The organism is Borborobacter xinjiangensis, from assembly GCF_047739745.1.
Taxonomy (GTDB): domain Bacteria; phylum Pseudomonadota; class Alphaproteobacteria; order Rhizobiales; family Rhizobiaceae; genus Pseudaminobacter.
On the sequence record NZ_JBLLVA010000028.1, the window covers coordinates 15,795 to 32,748 of the forward strand.

Genomic DNA, 16,954 nt, shown 5'->3' on the forward strand with positions numbered 1-16,954 from the left:
GACGCACAAAGGACGCTCTAAAAACCTTGATGGAGCATCGGATCAAACCGAAAACCGGCTTCCACTTTTCGGTCCGATGCTCATACCAAGCCGCGCTTTTCCATCATGGCGTCGGGCGATGGCATCTTGCCGCGAAAAGCCGTGTAGAGTTCCTCGGGATCGGCCGAGCCGCCGGCGGCGTAGATGTATTTGTGCAACCGCTCGGCCATGGCCTGATCGAAGACGTTGCCGGTTTCCTCGAAGGCCTGGAATGCGTCGGCGTCGAGCACCTCCGACCACATGTAGGAATAGTATCCGGCCGAGTAGCCTTCGCCGGAAAACACATGCTGGAAGTGTGGCGTGCGGTGACGCATGACGATGGCATCCGGCATATTCAGCCCTGCGAGCGTCTCGGCCTCGAAGGCGAGCGGGTCTGCCGGTGCATCGGCGCGGGCATGATAGGCCATGTCGACCAGCGCCGAAGCGGTGAACTCCACCGTGTTGAAGCCGGCGCCGAAGGTTCTTGCCTCCAGCATCTTGTCGAGCAGGGCCTTCGGCATCGGCTCGCCGGTCCTGTAGTGAAGCGCGTGCTTTTCCAGCACTTGCGGAACGGTCAGCCAATGCTCGTAAAGCTGCGAGGGCAGTTCGACGAAGTCGCGCGACACCGATGTGCCGGCGACCGAGGGCCAGGTCACATTGGAGAGCATTCCATGCAGGGCGTGGCCGAATTCATGAAACAGCGTCTTGGCCTCGTCGAGCGACAGCAGCGCTGCCTCGCCCGCGCCTGGCTTGGCGAAATTCATGATATTGTAGATGATCGGTTTCGAACCGTGGCCTAGCTTGTAACCGGACTGCAGCGCGCTCATCCACGCGCCCGAACGCTTGGAGGGCCTGGCGAAGTAATCGGCGAGAAACAGCCCGCGCCGGCTGCCATCGGCATTGAAAACCTCGAAAACGCGCACATCGGGATGCCAGGCGGCAATACCGGACTTTTCGACGAAGCTGATGCCGAACAGCCGCGTCGCCACATCGAAACAGGCGTCGATAATGCGTTCGAGCTGCAGATAGGGCTTCAGTTCGGCTTCGTCGAAGGCGTATTTTTCGGCCCGCAATTTTTCCTGGTAGTAACGCCAGTCCCAGGCGGCGAGCGGCTCGTTGCTGCCTTCGGCTGCCGCCAGGCGCTGTAACTCGATCTGATCGGCGGCGGCTTTTTCGCGCGCCTTGTCCCAGACCGGCTCAAGGAGGCCCAAGACCGCCGCCGGCGTCTTGGCCATCGTATCGTCCAGTTTCAGCGCCGCGTAGCTTTCATAGCCGAGAAGTCTGGCCTTTTCGGCGCGCAGTTCGAGTGTGCGCCGGACGACGTCGCCATTGTCGGTCGCTCCACCCGTTTCGCCCCGGCCGGCAAAGGCGCGGAAAGCCTTCTCCCGAAGATCGCGGCGCTGCGAGAATGTCGTGAACGGCTCGTAGATCGAGCGCGAGAGGGTGACGGCGTAGCGGCCTTTCTGCCCGCGCATTTCGGCGGCCTGCGCCATGGCGCTTTTCAGGAAATCCGGCAGGCCGGCGAGGTCGCCCTCGTCGAGGAACAGCGCCCAGTCGCGCTCGTCGGCAAGCACGTTCTGACCGAAATTGGCGCCGAGCGAGGCCAGTTCCTCGTTGATCGCGGCAAGCCTTGCCTTGCCGTCGGCAGCAAGCTTCGCGCCGGCTCTGACGAAACCCTTCCAGCTTCGCTCCAGCACGCGCAGCGTCTCGGCATCGAGACCGAGCGTTTCGCGGCGGGCATAGAGATCGTCGATGCGGGCGAAAAGCTTCTCGTTCATCGAGATGGCAGAGAAATGCCGCGCCATTTTCGGCGAGATTTCACGCTCGAGCGTCTGGATATTTTCATTGGTGTGCGCACCGGCGCGACACCAGAAGATGGAGGAGACCCGGTCCAGCGCCTCACCGCCGAGCTCCAGTGCCTTCAATGTGTTGTCGATCGTCGCCGGGTCCGGACTGTCGGCGATGGCGGCAATCTCCGTCTCATGCGCCTTCAACGCGGCATCGAAAACCGGGCCGAAATCACTGTCATGGATGCGCGCGAAATCCGGCAGGCCGAGCGGGCCGTCCCATTGTGTCAAAGGATGAGTGGCGAGATCGATCTTGTCTTTGGCGGGCATCAAGGATGGGGTCTTTCGAATTGAATGAATGCGCGGTGCGGCGGGCACGGTCGATGTAGGTTCGCACGGTCCTTCGCGCAACTCTAGACCGTTTCAATACAGCCCCGAAACTGTCTAGGGGCGCAGGGTGCAACAAGGCAACGGCCAGCCGCCGCGGAAGCAATCAGTAGGAATCGCAGGTTTCGGCGACCGTGGCCTGGCGATTGCCGGCAATGCGGCCATCCGAGATCACGAATGTCTCACGCATCAGAATATCGTTGGCCGGAAAATCATAGCAGGCGAGGACGGTGGTCGTGTCACCCTGATCGGCCTCGATCCGGTGACGAATGGTTGCGCCTTCGCTCGCCGTCTCCCACTCGTCCATGGAGGCGATGAACTCGCTCTTCGACTGGGTGACGCCGAGATCGTCGAGCGTTATCGACGCATCGTCGGCGAGCAGGTTTGCCAGTTCGTCTAGATCGACCGCGAGAACGGCCGCGTACCATTGTTCGATCAGATCGCTGTCCGACGCCCGCGAGGGAAGCGCTGTCAGCAAGGCCAGCAAGAAAAGGGAGGCGGCAATCCGTTTTCCGGTCATCGACGCCTCCTGCGTGACTTCAATCCACGTCCGGCCGATGGAAATCGCCGGTTTCGTTGTTCATGACCCACAATTCTCCGGTCGAAATATCGAACCATGCGCCGTAGAGCGTCAGGCTGCCTTTTCCCTCGAGTATCTTGACGCAAGGAAAGGTCCGCAGATTGGCAATCGAGTAACGGATCGAGATCCGTTCGAGCGATGTCTGCCGCTCGGCTGCGGTCATCATCGCGTTGCCGCCGACGGTCTCGGCCGCGGGCGCGAGCAGGCTCACCCATTTGCCGATGAAGTCGCCAGGCGAAAGCGGCTGGGCGTTGGTGTCCAGTGCTGCCTTGATACCGCCGCAGCGCCCGTGGCCCATGACGACGATATTCTTGACCTTGAGGGCTTGAACCGCGAATTCGAGCGCCGCCGAGGTCGAGTGGAACTCTCCGTCCGGAGTATAGGGCGGCACCAGATTGGCGACGTTGCGCAACACGAACAGTTCGCCCGGACTGGCGTCGAAGATGATTTCCGGTGCCGATCGCGAGTCGCAACAGGCGATGACCAGCGTCTCGGGCGTCTGGCCTTTCTGCGCAAGCTCCCGCGCGGTTTCGGAATGGAAGCGTCCACTCATGAAGTGGCGATAGCCGGCGAGGAGTTTTTCTGGCAGGTGGGTCATGGCAATTCGGAATATCGGCAAGTGTAGGCGCGATCAACGTGAATCGTTGTGCCGGACGCAGATAATGGTGCAGATTTCCGCGTCGCCACAATATCAGGCAGGCATGCTCCCGCCCGGAAGGGTGAAATGGCGTAGCCGCACCATGGCGAGCGGATGCGAAAGGCTCTGCGCGTCGGTCTCGAGCTGCAGTTCGTCGCCGCCGCGTTTTGTCGTCCGTGCCAGGATTTCGAACACCGCCGCGGTCGTCGACTGCAAGGCCCTCTCGTCGGCCTGCCCATCTAGCAGCCTGGCGAGAAAGACAGCGGCGGTCAGGTCGCCGAGGCCGTTCGGCGGCCGCTCGACGATGCCGTGCTCGGCAAGCAGGGTCGTCGAACGAGTCACGAGCAGGTTGCCGGTGCCGCCCGCCACGAGCGATGGGGCGGAGGTGATGAGCATCCTCGGTCGGCCAAGCGCCCTTGCGGCGCTGACAGTGGATTCAAGATCGTCCAGCTTGCGGCCGACGATCCATTCGAGTTCGTAGCGGTTGGGCGTCACGATATCGGCGATGGGAATGAGTGCGTCGCGCAGCATGGCCGCCAGTGCTTCGGGCACATAGAGCCCGCCGAGATCGCCCATCACCGGGTCGCACACATAGAGGGCACGCGGGTTGCGCGCCCGAACGGCGGCGACCAGAGATGCGACTGCCTCGGCCTGCGCGGCGTCACCGAGGTAGCCGGAAAGCACGCCTGCCACTTCGCCAAGCCATGGGGCGGTTTCCAGATCCTTCATCAAAGCGGAGAATTGTTCCGCCCCCGGCACGATCCGCGTCGCTCGGCCATGCCCCGGATGCCACGGCAGAATGACGGTCGGCACCGCCCAGACAGGATATCCAAGTGTTTCCAGGGCAAAGACCGCGGCGCGGTTGCCCACCGAACCGCGGGCCACGTGACTGGAAATGACGATCACGGCGCGCGGCGTGCCGCCTGGCTCAGCGTTCATGAAGTCAGGCGCCCCGCAATACGAACATCAGCAGCCACGCCAACAAGCCGATGCAAATAATCAGCCCGAGGATGCGCCCGATCCTCGTGCCCCAATATTCGATCCGGTCTTCAGGATCAGCGTCGCTTGCCGTCATGTGGTTGCGCGCGCGCCGCATCCCGCGCGAAATCAGGGAGCCTCCGCCGCTGTCGGCCTCCAGCCTTACGCGCTCCAGAATGCGCCGCGATTCGGCGCTCCTGTCCTTGTCACGGTCTGCCATGCTCAAGACCCCCTTGGTCGAACCCTACTGCTTTTGCAGCCTTCGGCACAGTGTGCAAATCCTCCTACACGCACGAACAGGCGAGCTTGCAGCCGTTTCCTTCCCTCGCCATTGTGCTACCTGTTGCCGACTCGGTCATGTTCCAGGAAATATTCCATGTTCGCCCAGCGACTTTACCGCTTTCCCACCATTCGTCTTCCCGCGGCTTTTCTGGTTTTCACGGCGCTGCTGCCGCTGCTTGCCGGTTGCGGGTTCAACACCATTCCGACGGCCGAGGAGAGAGCCAAGGCGGCATGGAGCGAGGTGCTCAACCAATATCAGCGTCGCGCCGACCTGATCCCCAATCTGGTCGAGACGGTGAAAGGTTATGCCGCGCATGAGAAGGACGTGCTGGAATCAGTGGTCGAAGCGCGCGCCAAGGCCACCCAGGTGACGCTGCCACCCGATGCGCTCGAGGATCCACAAAAGTTCAAAGCATTCCAGGACAGTCAATCGGGGCTGACCAGCGCACTGTCGCGGCTGCTCGCCGTCGTGGAGAATTATCCCGACCTCAAAGCCAACCAGAATTTCCTGGCGTTGCAGGCACAGCTCGAAGGCACCGAAAACCGCATCGCCGTTGCGCGGCGCGATTATATCGAGACGGTGCGCGTCTATAACACCACGCTGCGCACCTTCCCCTCGCTGATCTGGGCGAAGCTCTGGTTCACCGACAATCAGCCGTTCCAGAACTTCACCGTGGCCGAAGACAAGATCGAGACGCCGAAAGTCGATTTCAACCAGGGTGGATGAACGGTTCGGCATGAGGCTTGCGGCTTTGTTCAGGCCCATGCGGCACTGCCGTAATCGGATGTCGGGCCGCAATTGGTCGCGGGCACTCGTGGCCATGCTCGCGTTGCTGCCGGCGTTGCTCCTGGCGCCGGTGCTGGCTGCCGAACTTCCGGCGCTGACTGGCCGGGTTGTCGATAATGCCGGCCTGATGGACAATGCCGAACGGTCGGCGCTCGAGCGCAAGCTTGAAGAGTTCGAACAGAAATCCACCGACCAGATCGTGGTCGCTACGATCGACGGTCTCGGCGGCGAGGCGATCGAGCCCTATGCCAACCGCCTGTTTCGCGCCTGGGGTCTCGGCCAGGCCGGCGAAAACAACGGCATCCTGCTTCTGGTCGCCAAATCGGACCGCAAAATGCGCATCGAGGTGGGCTATGGCCTCGAGGGCACGCTGACCGACCTGCATTCGCGGCTGATCATCGAAAACACCATGGTACCGGCCTTTCGCGCCGGTGACTTCGCGGCCGGCATTTCAGGGGCGGTCGACGACATCATCATGGTTCTGGAAGGAAACGCCGCCGAGTTGGAGGCGCGTGCCCGGCGCAACCAGCAGGACAGCGGCTTTTCTTCCGAGGAGCTTGCCGTGACGCTGTTCCTGATACTCTGGGCGACGCTGTTTTTCGGCGGCCTGGCAATGGCCGTCCTGCCCCGCATTTTCGGTCGCAAGATCGGGCCGGGCCGCTATCGCTGGCTCGGCATGGATTTCGATCTTCGCAACAAGGGCTCCTCGGGGCGAGTCTGGTCCGGCGGTTCTTCAGGTGGCGGTGGCTGGTCATCGGGCGGCGGAGGATGGTCGTCCGGGGGAGGGGCCTTCTCGGGCGGCGGCGGTTCTTCAGGCGGCGGCGGATCGTCGGGGAGTTGGTAGATGGCCGAAACGCCAAGATCGATGAGCACAGAAGAACATGCGCGCGTGGTCGAGGCGATCCGCGCCGCCGAGCGGCAGACAGCCGGCGAAATCTACTGCGTGGTCGCGCGCTCCAGCGACAGCTATTTCCTGCCGGCTGCCTTCTTCGTCACAATCGCCATTTTGCTCGTCAGTCTCTGCGCCTCTCTGGCGCTCGACTTCTGGTGGCTCGATATTGGCACGCAGTGGTTCGTGGCCGCTCAGCTTCTGGCTGTCGCTTGCGCGCTCCTCCTGCTCAAGGCCATCCCGGCGCTGCGCATTCTGCTGGTGCCGCGGGGCCTGCAATATCGCCGTGCGCATGACAATGCGGTGAAGCAGTTCCTGGCCCGCAATGTCCATATCACCTCGGCGCGGACCGGCGTGCTGATTTTCGTGTCGCTGGCCGAGCGCTACGCCGAAATCGTCGCCGACAGCGGTATCAACCAGCACGTGCCGCAGGATGGCTGGGATGACATTGTCGGCGACCTGATCGCCCATGCGCGCCGGGATCGGCTGGCGGACGGTTTTGTTTCGGCGGTCGCCACAGTCGGCCAGCATCTGGCGCTGCATTTTCCGGTTGGCACCGAAGATATCAACGAACTCGACGATCATCTCGTCGAAATCTGACCGGCCGCTCGCCACGCCTTCGCATCCAGCAGTTGCTTGCCATGACCGGCGTCTCGCGTCTATGGTTAACGAACCATGAATACGTTGACGATCGACATACGCCGAGCCGAACCGCGGGATGCCGCACAGATTGCCGACGTGCATCATTGCGCGTGGCAAGGCGCCTATGCCGGCATCATTCCGCACCGGGCGTTGAACGCCATGATCAGCCGTCGCGGCAGCGCATGGTGGTCCAATGCCATCCGTCGGGCAGCGACGGTTCTGGTGGTCGAGATCGGCGGGACGATCGCTGGCTATGCCACTGTCGGGCGCAACCGCGCGCGCGAATTGCCGCAGCAGGGCGAAATCTACGAGCTTTACCTGCGTCCGGAATATCAGGGCATCGGCCTTGGCAGCCGGCTGCTCGCCGCCGCCCGCGAAAAACTTGCCGCCCATGGCCTGCGCGGCATGGTCGTCTGGGCTCTCGAAGACAACGTCAATGCGCTTGCCTTCTACGAAGGGGCAGGCGGACGCGACATCGCCGAAGGCGTCGAGGTCTTCGATCAGAAGGCGTTGCGCAAGATCGCCTTTGTCTGGGACTAACCGATAAAATCCATTTGCTGACGCAACGGAACGCCACGCGCTCTGTTGCGCCTGTCGCGCGAGCCCGCTATTGCGTGCGCCGAGTAAGGAGACCATGCCGTAATGCGCATCGAAGCTATTTCCATAGGAAAAAATCCCCCCGAGGACGTCAACGTCATCATCGAGGTTCCGGTCGGTGGTGAGCCGATCAAGTATGAGCTGGACAAGGAAGCCGGCACGCTGTTCGTCGACCGCTTCCTGCACACGCCAATGCGTTACCCGGGCAATTACGGCTTCGTGCCGCACACGCTGTCGGGCGACGGCGATCCGGTCGACGTGCTGGTCTGCAACACGCGCGCATTGGTTCCCGGCTGCGTCATCAATGTTAGGCCCATCGGCGTGCTGATCATGGAAGACAATGCCGGCGCCGACGAGAAGATCATCGCCGTGCCCTCGCCGAAGCTCACCCGGCGCTACGAGAATGTTTTCGAATATACCGATTTGCCGGAGATCACCCGTCAGCAGGTCCAGCACTTCTTCGAGCACTACAAGGACCTCGAAGCCGGCAAATGGGTGAAGATAGGCGGCTGGCACGATGCCGCCTACGCGAAGAAGATGATTGTCGAGGCGATCGAGCGCGCCAAGACCCAGAAGGCGTAAGCGCTCCGCGCATCTGAAAAATCTCGTGCGACTTGCAGGAGGGGCGGCGGTGGCCGCCCGCCTTTGTCAGGCTGTGTCCGAGTCCGGCGCGGTCAATTTTTCGAGCCGTTTGGCAAGAGACTTCGGGTCGCCCGTCACGCGGACCGTTTTCAGCCGCGCGGTGCCGCCGGCGACGACGGCAACCATGCTGCGCGGCACGTCCAGACAGGCTGCGACCAGCCTTTCCAGCGCTGCGTTGGCGGCGCCTTTTTCCGGAACCGCACGGACATGGGCGCCAAGATGGTTGCGGCCATCGGCGCCGGCCGATACCGCGCCGATCGCGTCCTTGGCAGCGCGCGGCGTCAGCCGGACGAACAGGTCCACGCCATTTTCATGCGCCCGGAAGAACGGGTTGACGCCGCGACCGCTCAAAGCACGAGCGGCGCAACCGTCGTCAGCAGGAATTGACGGATGAAGAAGATGACCAGGAGGACGATGATCGGCGAGATGTCGATGCCGCCGAGATCGGGCATGATGCGCCTTATCGGCGCCAGCGCCGGTTCGGTGGCGCGAAACAGGAAGTTGCCGATCGTGCCGACGACGGCATTGCGCGAGTTCACCACGTTGAAGGCATAAAGCCAGGAGAAGATGGCCGAGGCGATGATGATCCACCAGTAGAGGTCCAGCGCCAGAACCAGGGTCTGAATGAGGGCGAGCATGCCGTTCTCCGTTGAATTGGCGACATGTAGCGACTGGACGGCAATGCGGCAAGTCTTGGCCCCTGACGTGCCGTCATTTGAACGTCGGATCGCTTGACAGCGCAGGGGTGGCGACCATAAATACGCCCATCCGCTGGACGGGGCTGTAGCTCAGCTGGGAGAGCGCGTCGTTCGCAATGACGAGGTCAGGAGTTCGATCCTCCTCAGCTCCACCAGTGGTTGGCCAATGGCCGTTCTATTCCCTTTTGAACAGGCTTGGACTGCGCAGCCGCCAACAAGATGCTGGCGCGCGTGAAGATTTTTGCCTGCTGTCGTGCGGGAATGTTGTTCACCCGCAATTCGCCGAGCCAGCGGCTCTGCTCGCGCGCGACAAAGTCGCCGGCAGACTTCGATTGTCGCTTGTCTCGCTGATCCGTCAGGAAAGGTCGAGCGGTCTGCCGTTTTGATGGTCGCGGAAGCGTGCCGCCGCCTCCGTTCGGTTGTGGGCGCCCAGCTTGCTGATGATGTTGTGGAGATGAATCTTGACCGTGTGCTCGGACAGGCGAAGTTCGGCGGCAATGGCCTTGTTCTGCAGTCCTCGCGACACCATCGCAAGAATCTGGTTTTCGCGGTCGGTCAGATCCGCCAGGTCCTCATTGGTCTTCGTCGCAGTCGACACCCGGCCGAGCCCGGGCGGGGCCAAGCGAGCCTCAGAGGCATAGCTTTGGAACATTCCCGGCGGAAAATAGTCGCCGCCACGCAGCATCAGCCGGATCACTGAAAGCCACACGTCGAGCTTCAGGTCCATCGGCAGGACGCCGCGAACCAGTCGCGATCCGAAGACTTCGGCGAACGAGCAAACAGGGCGGCTGCCGTCGAGTTCGAGCACGGCCGCGAATGCCAGCGGATGCAGGCGTGAAAGGTCGCGCGATGCCGCCTCGGCGGCACCCAGCAGCCTGGAATCGACAAGGATCAGCGACACAGGATGCACAAAGGCGACGCAAGCCTGGTCGATGCGTTCTACCTGCTCGACCACCGCCCACGGGAATTCCCGTTCGATGGCGGAGATCAACGAATCCGAGATCATTCCTGCGTTCGCTATGAAAAGAATGGTGCGGCGCGGCTCGGACTGTCTGTCCGCCTTTGCCGCTCCGTTGATCGTCGCGCCGTTTCCCGCGTTGCCATTTGCCAATTGAGCCAATTCGATCCCCTTTTTTCGTTTAGTTTCGCTTGACCCCAACCGCGCTTCCCCGTTGCCGGAGAACACACGTCCACGCCGTGACATTAACCATAGCTCGAACGATGGAGAGCCACGACGGCTCAATAGGGTTGAGACGCGGCCCCTCCCTTGGCGGGCGGCGCGGTCGGCTCGGGTGTCTGCAATCATCCTAATGTATGAGCTTGATATGCCCGCCCGCAGTTCGACCGGACTAGCAGATGCTTCCGCGGCGGGGTTGGCGCGGCAGCAACAGCGAAACCGCGCGCCCACGAGAGCCGGTCTGCAAGGGGATGCATGCCTTCATCCAATCGCCGCAGACAGCGGCAAGACATCGGCCCATCGCTGTTTCAAGCCCGGCCAAGGGAGGGGGTGCCGGTCGTTTTCGGATGAGGTTCTGCTTGTCTCCTCACCCGTTTGAATGAGGCTTGAGGCGCCGGCTTCCCCTTCTCAAGGATTGCAGAAATGCGCACACTTCATGGGCGTCGGGCGGGTTGAGGGCGCGGTTCGACAGGATTGGGCTTGCTTCCAGCCCTTCGATCCTGACGCCTCGATGCCGGTGACGGTCTGGAGCAGCCATGGGTGGGTCACGCGTAATCTCGAAATCCTTCAGGTGCGCAGTTCTCGGCGCCGGAGCGATTGCCATGGCCACTGTCGGCTGGCCGGGTTCGGCCTGGTCGGCGGGGCTTGCGCCGCAAACCAAAATCCGCCTGACGGTGGTGCAGTGGATGCCCGCCAAGGGACAGTATGAGCAATGGGGCGCGCTCGGCGGCGAATTCGTGGTCACGCAGGCCGGAACGGTGGTGCTGCCGGTGATTGGTGCCGTGTCCGTCGCAAATCTCGATGGCGCGGGCCTTGCGGCCGAAGTCGCCAAGCGGCTCCAGGCCAAGATCGGTCTGGTCAGCAAACCGGATACGACGGTCGAGATTCTCCAGTACCCGCCAATCTATGTGGTCGGGGATGTCACCAAGCCCGGCGAATACCGGTTTCACGATGGGCTGACGGTCCTGCAGGCTCTGGCGCTGAGCGGCGGTGCGTTCCGGACCGAGGCCGAGAAGAGTTCGCAGGATCAGATCAAACTTGTCGGCGAACTGCGCGGCATCGAGACCAATATCGTGCGCAGCATGGCGCGGATCGCGCGGCTTGAGGCCGAAACATCCCAGGCCAAGGAAATCGCCTTTCCGCCGGTCACGCAGACTGGCGCGGATAGCGAGGTCGTGCGCGAGATCTTCGCTCAGGAACGCATCATTTTCGCCACCCGCGCCAATGAGCTCGAGCGGCAGGCGAAGTCGCTTGCCGAATTGCGGGACCTGCTGACAGCCGAAATCGGCGTGCTGGAGGAAAAGATCAAGACGGCAGACGACAGCATCACCTCTGCGCAGAACGAACTTAGCGGGGTGAAGGTGCTGGTCGACAAGGGCATTGCCGTCGCCTCGCGCCAGTCGGATCTGGAGCGCACGCTTGCCGGATTCCGAACGGATCGTCTCGATCAGGTCACCGCGGTGATGCGGGCCCGCCAGGCCATTACGGAGGCCACGCGCAATCTGGACGGGCTTCGCGACAAGCAGCGGACCGAGATCGCCACCGAACTGCAGCAGGAACGGGCAAATCTGGAGCAGCTCAGGCTGAAGCGCGAAACCGCGCAGAAGGTGCTGCTTGAGATTATCGCCTCCTCACCGGGCAGTGGCGCCGACGCGGCAAAGCCGCTCGTCTACACAATCACCAGAAACGAGGGGGGCCAGGTCAAGGAGATCGCGGCGCGCGAAGCGACGGTTCTGTTGCCGGGTGACGTGGTGAAGGCGTCATTCGCACCAGTGCAGGCGCGGGACAAGACCGGATCCATATCGGGCGCGGTCGCCAAAACCGCCTCGGACGAGGCCAGCCAGTGATCTCAGTCAGCAAGAGCCTTGCGGCCCTCGCGGGTAGGGCGAGCGGCACGGCGGCGAAGAAGCGGGGCAGGGCGGCATGAAGGGCATCATTCTGGCAGGCGGCAACGGCACGCGCCTATACCCCCTCACCATCGCGGTCTCGAAGCAGATATTGCCGATCTACGACAAGCCGATGGTGTACTATCCCTTGAGCGTGCTGATGCTGGCCGGCATCAGGGAAATCCTCATCATCTCGACGCCGCGCGACTTGCCATGCTTCAAGGCGCTGTTCGGCAACGGTTCCGAGCTCGGCTTGCGGCTGTCCTACGCCGAGCAACCCCAAGCCAACGGACTGGCAGAGGCCTTCATCATCGGCCGCCGCTTCATCGGCGATGGCAGCGTGGCCATGGTGCTCGGAGACAATATCTTCTTCGGCGACGGATTGGGGCGCATCTGCCAGGAGGCGGCGGCCAGGACGAAAGGCGCCTCGGTTTTCGCCTATCGGGTCGACGATCCGGAACGCTACGGGGTCGTCAGTTTCGATAAAAGAACCGGCAAGGCCATCGACATAGAGGAAAAGCCTGTCCGGCCGAACTCGAACTGGGCGGTGACCGGTCTCTATTTCTACGACAATGATGTGGTGGACATCGCAGCGTCGATTGAACCATCCGCCCGCGGCGAACTTGAAATCACCACAGTCAACAATGTCTATCTCGCCCGCAACGAGCTGAATGTCGTCCAGCTCGGGCGCGGCTATGCCTGGCTCGATACCGGCACTTATGACAGTCTTTACGATGCCGCTTCCTTCGTGCGGACCGTAGAGCGTCGGCAAGGCGTGCAGATCGCATGTCCGGAGGAGATCGCCCTGAACATGGGCTGGCTCGGCCCCGAACAGGTGTTGAAGCGCGCCCGACTGCTTGGAAACACCTCCTATGCCGCCTATCTCAGCCGGCTTGTCGAAGAGGCCGCGCCGTGAGCCTCGAAATCCGACCGCTCGGGCTCGACGGCGTGCTGGAAATCCGTCCGAAACGGATCGGCGACGATCGCGGCTTCTTCTCGGAGACGTGGAACGCGCACCGCTTTGCCGAGAGCGGCTTGGCGCTGGAGTTCGTCCAGGACAATCATTCCTATTCGGCGGCAAGAGGCGTGCTGCGCGGGTTGCACTACCAGTTGCCACCGCGCGCGCAGGCAAAGCTGGTCAGGGTGGTGAAGGGCGCCATCCTCGACGTCGCCGTCGATATTCGACGGGGATCGCCGAGTTTCGCCAAATGGATGGCGCTCGAAATTTCCGACCGGGCCTGGAACCAGATTCTGGTGCCCGCAGGTTTCGCGCACGGCTTCCTGACGCTCGAGCCGGACACCGAGGTCATCTACAAGGTGACGGACCATTACTCGCCCGAGCACGACCGCTCGATACGCTTCGACGATCCCGAAATCGGCATTTCCTGGCCAACCGTCGGCGAGCTGCAACTATCCGACAAGGACCGCAATGCGCCCCTCCTCAGGGATGCGGAGGTTTTCACCTACCGAGAAAGTGAATGGCGATGAACATCCTTGTGACCGGCGGCGCCGGCTTCATCGGATCGGCGCTTTGCCGTCATCTTGTCGCCGATCCGCGAAATCGAGTGATCAATCTCGACAAGCTCACCTATGCGGGCAATCTCGCGTCACTACATCAGATCGAGAACTATCCGAACTACCGCTTTGTCCACGGCGACATCTGCGACGAGACGCTGCTGACCGAAATCCTGCGCGGTGAAAAGATCGACCACATCATTCATCTCGCGGCGGAAACGCATGTCGATCGGTCGATTGACGGGCCGGCGGCGTTCATCGAAACGAACATCGTCGGCACCTTCAGGCTGCTAGGCGCGGCACTCGCCTATTGGCGCGGATTGTCGGGCGCGGCGGCGCGCGACTTCCGGTTTCAGCATGTCTCGACCGACGAGGTGTTCGGCGATCTTCCCTTCGATGGCAGCCTGTTTACCGAAGAGACGCCCTACGCGCCGTCCTCGCCCTATTCGGCATCCAAGGCCGCTTCCGATCACCTGGTCCTTGCCTGGCATCACACCTTCGGGCTGCCGGTGATGCTCTCCAATTGCTCGAACAATTACGGCCCGTTCCACTTTCCCGAGAAACTGATCCCGCTGACGATACTGAACGCGCTCGATGAAAAGCCGCTGCCGGTCTACGGCAATGGCGCCAATGTCCGCGACTGGCTCTATGTCGAGGATCATGTCCGTGCCCTGGAACTGATCGCGCAGAAAGGCGCGGTGGGCGAAAGCTACAACATCGGCGGGCGGGCCGAGCGCACCAATCTTGGTGTGGTCGAGACGATCTGCGACCTGTTGGACGGTCGGAAACCGCGTCGCGGCGGCAGGTCCTACCGCGATCTCATCACCTTCGTCGCCGACCGGCCGGGGCACGACCGACGCTACGCGATGGAACCGGCCAAGGTGGAGCACGATCTCGGCTGGCGCGCGCGTGAAAGCTTCGAAACCGGACTGACGCGCACCATCGACTGGTATCTCGACAATGGCTGGTGGTGGAGGCCGATACGCGATGGCGCCTATGCCGGCGAGCGTCTCGGCAGATTGGTGGCGGCGCAATGAGGATTCTCGTCACCGGCACGCAAGGCCAGGTCGTCTCAAGCCTTCTCGAAAGGGCGGCCGGCCTGCCGGGCATCGAGGTGACCGCCGCCGGCCGGCCGGAGCTCGACCTCCGCGATCGGGCGTCGGTCATCCGCCGCATCGCTGCCGCAAGGCCGGACGTCGTCGTTTCGGCGGCGGCCTACACGGAAGTCGACCGCGCCGAGGACGAACCGGAAGAGGCCTATCGCATCAATGTCACCGGCGCCGGCCATGTCGCCGAGGCCGCTGCCAAAGTCGGCGCGTCGGTGATCTATCTTTCCAGCGATTACGTCTTTTCAGGCGATCATTCCGGCCCTTACAAGGAGGAGAGCGATACTCGTCCGCTGACGCTCTACGGCTTGACGAAACTCGAAGGCGAGCGGGCGACGGCGAACGCCAATCCGTCTCACATCATCCTGCGCACAAGTTGGGTCTACAGCCCGTTCGGCCGGAATTTCGTCAAGACGATGCTGCGGTTGGCCGCCGAGCGCCGTACGATCTCCGTCGTCTCGGATCAATGGGGCAACCCGACCTCGGCGCTGGATATCGCCGATGGCATCCTGCAGATCGCCTCGCAAATACGAGGCGATCTGGCGGGCGTCTATCATCTGGCCGGAGCCGGCGAGATCAATTGGTCAGGCTTCGCGAGGCATATTTTCAGCGTTAGCCGCGAGCATGGCGGCCCATTCGCCGAAGTGACGGATACTTCAAGCGCCGATTATCCCGCCAAGGCGCGGCGGCCTTTGAATTCGCGCCTGGAATGCGGGAAGATCGAGCGCGCGTTCGGCGTGCGGGCGCGCGACTGGCGTGCCAGTACGCAGACTGTCGTCCAGCGACTGCTTGTTGCCGACCGGACCAGTCGCGTCGCCTGACATGGACGCGAAATCCACAACCATCGAAGCAGGTGCTGCCGGCCGGCAGTCCTACACGCAAATTCTCAAATCCACGGCGGTGATCGGCGGCTCCTCCGTCGTCAATGTCGGTTTCTCTATAATCCGCAACAAGGCGATGGCGGTATTGCTCGGGCCCGAGGGCGTCGGGCTGATCGGCCTCTACACGTCCATCTGCGACCTGGCACAAACGCTGGGAGGGCTGGGCGTGCAGGCAAGCGGCGTGCGCCAGATCGCTGAATCCGTCGGCACGCATGATGCCGAGCGCATTGCCCGCACGACAATCGTGGTGAGGCGGATATCGCTGGTGCTGGGGCTTGCCGGAGCGCTTCTACTCGCCGCTTTCTCCCTCCCCATAGCCCGCTTCACCTTCGGCGGTGCCGAATATGCGGCGGGTGTCGCGCTGCTCTCGGCCGCCGTCTTCTTTCGCCTCGTTTCGGCCGGACAGATCGCGCTGGTCCAAGGCATGAGACGCATTTCCGACCTCGCGCGCATCAGCATGCTCGGAGCATTTTTCAGCACCGTCATCAGCATCCCGATGGTGTTCCTGTTCGGGCAGCAAGGGATAGTGCCCTCACTGGTGGCGATGGCTGCCGCCACCGCGCTGACCTCCTGGTGGTACAGTCGAAAGATACATGTAAATCCGCCGGTCATGTCGGCGCGAGATGTAAGCCAGGAGCTCTCTGGACTCCTCAAGCTTGGCTTTGCCTTCATGGCGAGCGGGTTCCTGACCTTTGGCGCCGCCTATGCCGTGCGCCTCGTCGTGCTCCAGCATGAAGGCGTGGTGGCGGCCGGCCTCTATCAGGCGGCGTGGGCGCTTGGCGGACTTTACGCCGGCTTCATCCTGCAAGCGATGGGCACCGACTTCTATCCGCGGCTGACGGCGGTCTGCCAGGACCACGAAGAATGCAATCGCCTGGTCAACGAACAGGCCCAGATCAGCATCCTGCTGGCCGGTCCGGGGTTGCTCGCCACGCTGACGGTGGCGCCGCTGGTCCTCTCGCTGTTCTACTCCGCCGAGTTCCATGCGGCGGCGGATCTGCTGCGCTGGATCTGCCTCGGCATGATGCTGCGGATCATCGCCTGGCCGATGGGATTCATTGTCCTTGCCAAGGGTGCGCAGCAGATTTTCTTCTGGACGGAGGTCGCCGCGACGCTGGTGCATGTCGGGCTCGCCTGGCTGCTGGTGAGGCGGTTCGGGCTGGGTGGCTCAGGCGCGGCATTCTTCGGCCTCTATGTCTGGCATGCCGTGCTGATCTACATCATCGTGCGCCGGCTGAGCGGGTTTCGCTGGTCGGCCGCCAATTTGAAGCTCGGGCTGATCTTCCTGCCAGCCTCGGGGCTGGTGTTTTCCCTGTTCGCGGTGCTGCCGTTCTGGCCGGCGACAGCGGTGGGAACATTGATTGTTCTGCTCAGCGGGCTCTATTCGCTGCACATGCTGCTGAAACTGCTGCCGGCCGATGCGTTTCCCTCGGCAATTCGTCCGTGGCTGCGGCGGTTTGCGTAA

At 62.5% G+C, this 16,954-nt stretch carries 19 protein-coding genes and 1 tRNA gene; 12 read left to right on the forward strand and 8 right to left on the reverse strand.

The window, feature by feature from the left end:
• Positions 1–80 precede the first annotated feature (80 nt).
• From ACLKMW_RS21720 to ACLKMW_RS21740, 5 genes are all read right to left on the reverse strand, one after another.
• Positions 81–2,135, reverse strand: coding sequence for a M3 family metallopeptidase (locus ACLKMW_RS21720; RefSeq protein WP_415726617.1), 2,055 nt, complete (start codon positions 2,133–2,135; stop codon positions 81–83).
• Positions 2,136–2,298: 163 nt separating this feature from the next.
• Positions 2,299–2,712 (reverse strand): DUF4440 domain-containing protein, encoded by a 414-nt coding sequence (locus ACLKMW_RS21725; protein WP_415726619.1) that lies wholly within the window; start codon positions 2,710–2,712, stop codon positions 2,299–2,301.
• 19 nt (positions 2,713–2,731) lie between these two features.
• Positions 2,732–3,370 carry a carbonic anhydrase gene (locus ACLKMW_RS21730; protein ID WP_415726620.1) on the reverse strand — a complete coding sequence of 213 codons (639 nt, stop codon included), beginning with the start codon at positions 3,368–3,370 and terminating at the stop codon, positions 2,732–2,734.
• A 93-nt stretch (positions 3,371–3,463) separates the two neighbouring features.
• Positions 3,464–4,348, reverse strand: coding sequence for a pyridoxal kinase PdxY (pdxY, locus tag ACLKMW_RS21735; protein WP_415726621.1), 885 nt, complete (start codon positions 4,346–4,348; stop codon positions 3,464–3,466).
• A gap of 4 nt (positions 4,349–4,352) precedes the next feature.
• Positions 4,353–4,607, reverse strand: coding sequence for a hypothetical protein (locus ACLKMW_RS21740; RefSeq protein WP_415726622.1), 255 nt, complete (start codon positions 4,605–4,607; stop codon positions 4,353–4,355).
• Positions 4,608–4,763: 156 nt separating this feature from the next.
• On the opposite strand from ACLKMW_RS21740, the gene ACLKMW_RS21745 reads away from it, so the two are divergent.
• The 5 genes from ACLKMW_RS21745 to ppa all read left to right on the forward strand — a co-directional run bounded on the left by ACLKMW_RS21745 (position 4,764) and on the right by ppa (position 8,166).
• Positions 4,764–5,396, forward strand: coding sequence for a LemA family protein (locus ACLKMW_RS21745; protein WP_415726623.1), 633 nt, complete (start codon positions 4,764–4,766; stop codon positions 5,394–5,396).
• Between the two features lie 94 nt (positions 5,397–5,490).
• Positions 5,491–6,300, forward strand: a complete 810-nt coding sequence (locus tag ACLKMW_RS21750) for a TPM domain-containing protein (RefSeq protein ID WP_415726624.1) — start codon at positions 5,491–5,493, stop codon at positions 6,298–6,300.
• On the forward strand, positions 6,301–6,945 hold the full coding sequence (locus ACLKMW_RS21755; protein ID WP_415726625.1) for a TPM domain-containing protein: 645 nt from the start codon (positions 6,301–6,303) through the stop codon (positions 6,943–6,945). It begins immediately after the preceding gene.
• Positions 6,946–7,020: 75 nt separating this feature from the next.
• Positions 7,021–7,527, forward strand: coding sequence for a GNAT family N-acetyltransferase (locus ACLKMW_RS21760; RefSeq protein WP_415726626.1), 507 nt, complete (start codon positions 7,021–7,023; stop codon positions 7,525–7,527).
• A gap of 102 nt (positions 7,528–7,629) precedes the next feature.
• Positions 7,630–8,166, forward strand: a complete 537-nt coding sequence (gene ppa, locus ACLKMW_RS21765) for an inorganic diphosphatase (RefSeq protein ID WP_415726627.1) — start codon at positions 7,630–7,632, stop codon at positions 8,164–8,166.
• Between the two features lie 66 nt (positions 8,167–8,232).
• On the opposite strand, the gene ACLKMW_RS21770 is transcribed toward ppa, so the two are convergent.
• Entirely contained in the window at positions 8,233–8,577 is a 345-nt protein-coding gene (locus tag ACLKMW_RS21770) for a DUF167 family protein (RefSeq protein WP_415726628.1), read from the reverse strand.
• Positions 8,574–8,864, reverse strand: coding sequence for a YggT family protein (locus ACLKMW_RS21775; RefSeq protein ID WP_415726629.1), 291 nt, complete (start codon positions 8,862–8,864; stop codon positions 8,574–8,576). Before ACLKMW_RS21775 ends, ACLKMW_RS21770 begins: the two co-directional genes overlap by 4 nt.
• A 139-nt stretch (positions 8,865–9,003) precedes the next feature.
• Here ACLKMW_RS21775 and ACLKMW_RS21780 point away from each other — a divergent pair.
• Positions 9,004–9,079, forward strand: a tRNA-Ala gene (locus ACLKMW_RS21780).
• 200 nt (positions 9,080–9,279) lie between these two features.
• Here the strand turns inward: ACLKMW_RS21780 and ACLKMW_RS21785 are convergent.
• Positions 9,280–10,044 carry a helix-turn-helix transcriptional regulator gene (locus ACLKMW_RS21785; RefSeq protein ID WP_415726630.1) on the reverse strand — a complete coding sequence of 255 codons (765 nt, stop codon included), beginning with the start codon at positions 10,042–10,044 and terminating at the stop codon, positions 9,280–9,282.
• A 659-nt stretch (positions 10,045–10,703) separates the two neighbouring features.
• On the opposite strand from ACLKMW_RS21785, the gene ACLKMW_RS21790 reads away from it, so the two are divergent.
• From ACLKMW_RS21790 to ACLKMW_RS21815, 6 genes are all read left to right on the forward strand, one after another.
• On the forward strand, positions 10,704–11,948 hold the full coding sequence (locus tag ACLKMW_RS21790; RefSeq protein WP_415726632.1) for a polysaccharide biosynthesis/export family protein: 1,245 nt from the start codon (positions 10,704–10,706) through the stop codon (positions 11,946–11,948).
• Between the two features lie 76 nt (positions 11,949–12,024).
• Positions 12,025–12,903: a glucose-1-phosphate thymidylyltransferase RfbA gene (gene rfbA / locus ACLKMW_RS21795; protein WP_415726634.1), complete on the forward strand. Its 879-nt coding sequence runs from the start codon at positions 12,025–12,027 to the stop codon at positions 12,901–12,903.
• Complete coding sequence (rfbC, locus tag ACLKMW_RS21800) at positions 12,900–13,475, forward strand: dTDP-4-dehydrorhamnose 3,5-epimerase (protein WP_415726635.1); 576 nt, start codon at positions 12,900–12,902, stop codon at positions 13,473–13,475. Before rfbA ends, rfbC begins: the two co-directional genes overlap by 4 nt.
• Positions 13,472–14,539: a dTDP-glucose 4,6-dehydratase gene (gene rfbB, locus ACLKMW_RS21805; RefSeq protein ID WP_415726656.1), complete on the forward strand. Its 1,068-nt coding sequence runs from the start codon at positions 13,472–13,474 to the stop codon at positions 14,537–14,539. The genes rfbC and rfbB overlap by 4 nt, the downstream gene beginning before the upstream one ends.
• Positions 14,536–15,429 carry a dTDP-4-dehydrorhamnose reductase gene (gene rfbD, locus ACLKMW_RS21810; RefSeq protein ID WP_415726637.1) on the forward strand — a complete coding sequence of 298 codons (894 nt, stop codon included), beginning with the start codon at positions 14,536–14,538 and terminating at the stop codon, positions 15,427–15,429. Before rfbB ends, rfbD begins: the two co-directional genes overlap by 4 nt.
• A 1-nt stretch (position 15,430) precedes the next feature.
• Complete coding sequence (locus ACLKMW_RS21815; RefSeq protein WP_415726638.1) at positions 15,431–16,954, forward strand: O-antigen translocase; 1,524 nt, start codon at positions 15,431–15,433, stop codon at positions 16,952–16,954.

Bases quoted from the DNA above. Each gene is read 5' to 3' on its own strand.
- ACLKMW_RS21720 (WP_415726617.1), bottom strand. From the start codon at position 2,135: ATGCCCGCCAAAGACAAGATCGATCTCGCCACTCATCCTTTGACACAA.
- ACLKMW_RS21725 (WP_415726619.1), bottom strand. From the start codon at position 2,712: ATGACCGGAAAACGGATTGCCGCCTCCCTTTTCTTGCTGGCCTTGCTG.
- ACLKMW_RS21730 (WP_415726620.1), bottom strand. From the start codon at position 3,370: ATGACCCACCTGCCAGAAAAACTCCTCGCCGGCTATCGCCACTTCATG.
- pdxY (WP_415726621.1), bottom strand. From the start codon at position 4,348: ATGAACGCTGAGCCAGGCGGCACGCCGCGCGCCGTGATCGTCATTTCC.
- ACLKMW_RS21740 (WP_415726622.1), bottom strand. From the start codon at position 4,607: ATGGCAGACCGTGACAAGGACAGGAGCGCCGAATCGCGGCGCATTCTG.
- ACLKMW_RS21745 (WP_415726623.1), top strand. From the start codon at position 4,764: ATGTTCGCCCAGCGACTTTACCGCTTTCCCACCATTCGTCTTCCCGCG.
- ACLKMW_RS21750 (WP_415726624.1), top strand. From the start codon at position 5,491: ATGCTCGCGTTGCTGCCGGCGTTGCTCCTGGCGCCGGTGCTGGCTGCC.
- ACLKMW_RS21755 (WP_415726625.1), top strand. From the start codon at position 6,301: ATGGCCGAAACGCCAAGATCGATGAGCACAGAAGAACATGCGCGCGTG.
- ACLKMW_RS21760 (WP_415726626.1), top strand. From the start codon at position 7,021: ATGAATACGTTGACGATCGACATACGCCGAGCCGAACCGCGGGATGCC.
- ppa (WP_415726627.1), top strand. From the start codon at position 7,630: ATGCGCATCGAAGCTATTTCCATAGGAAAAAATCCCCCCGAGGACGTC.
- ACLKMW_RS21775 (WP_415726629.1), bottom strand. From the start codon at position 8,864: ATGCTCGCCCTCATTCAGACCCTGGTTCTGGCGCTGGACCTCTACTGG.
- ACLKMW_RS21790 (WP_415726632.1), top strand. From the start codon at position 10,704: ATGGCCACTGTCGGCTGGCCGGGTTCGGCCTGGTCGGCGGGGCTTGCG.
- rfbA (WP_415726634.1), top strand. From the start codon at position 12,025: ATGAAGGGCATCATTCTGGCAGGCGGCAACGGCACGCGCCTATACCCC.
- rfbB (WP_415726656.1), top strand. From the start codon at position 13,472: ATGAACATCCTTGTGACCGGCGGCGCCGGCTTCATCGGATCGGCGCTT.
- rfbD (WP_415726637.1), top strand. From the start codon at position 14,536: ATGAGGATTCTCGTCACCGGCACGCAAGGCCAGGTCGTCTCAAGCCTT.
- ACLKMW_RS21815 (WP_415726638.1), top strand. From the start codon at position 15,431: ATGGACGCGAAATCCACAACCATCGAAGCAGGTGCTGCCGGCCGGCAG.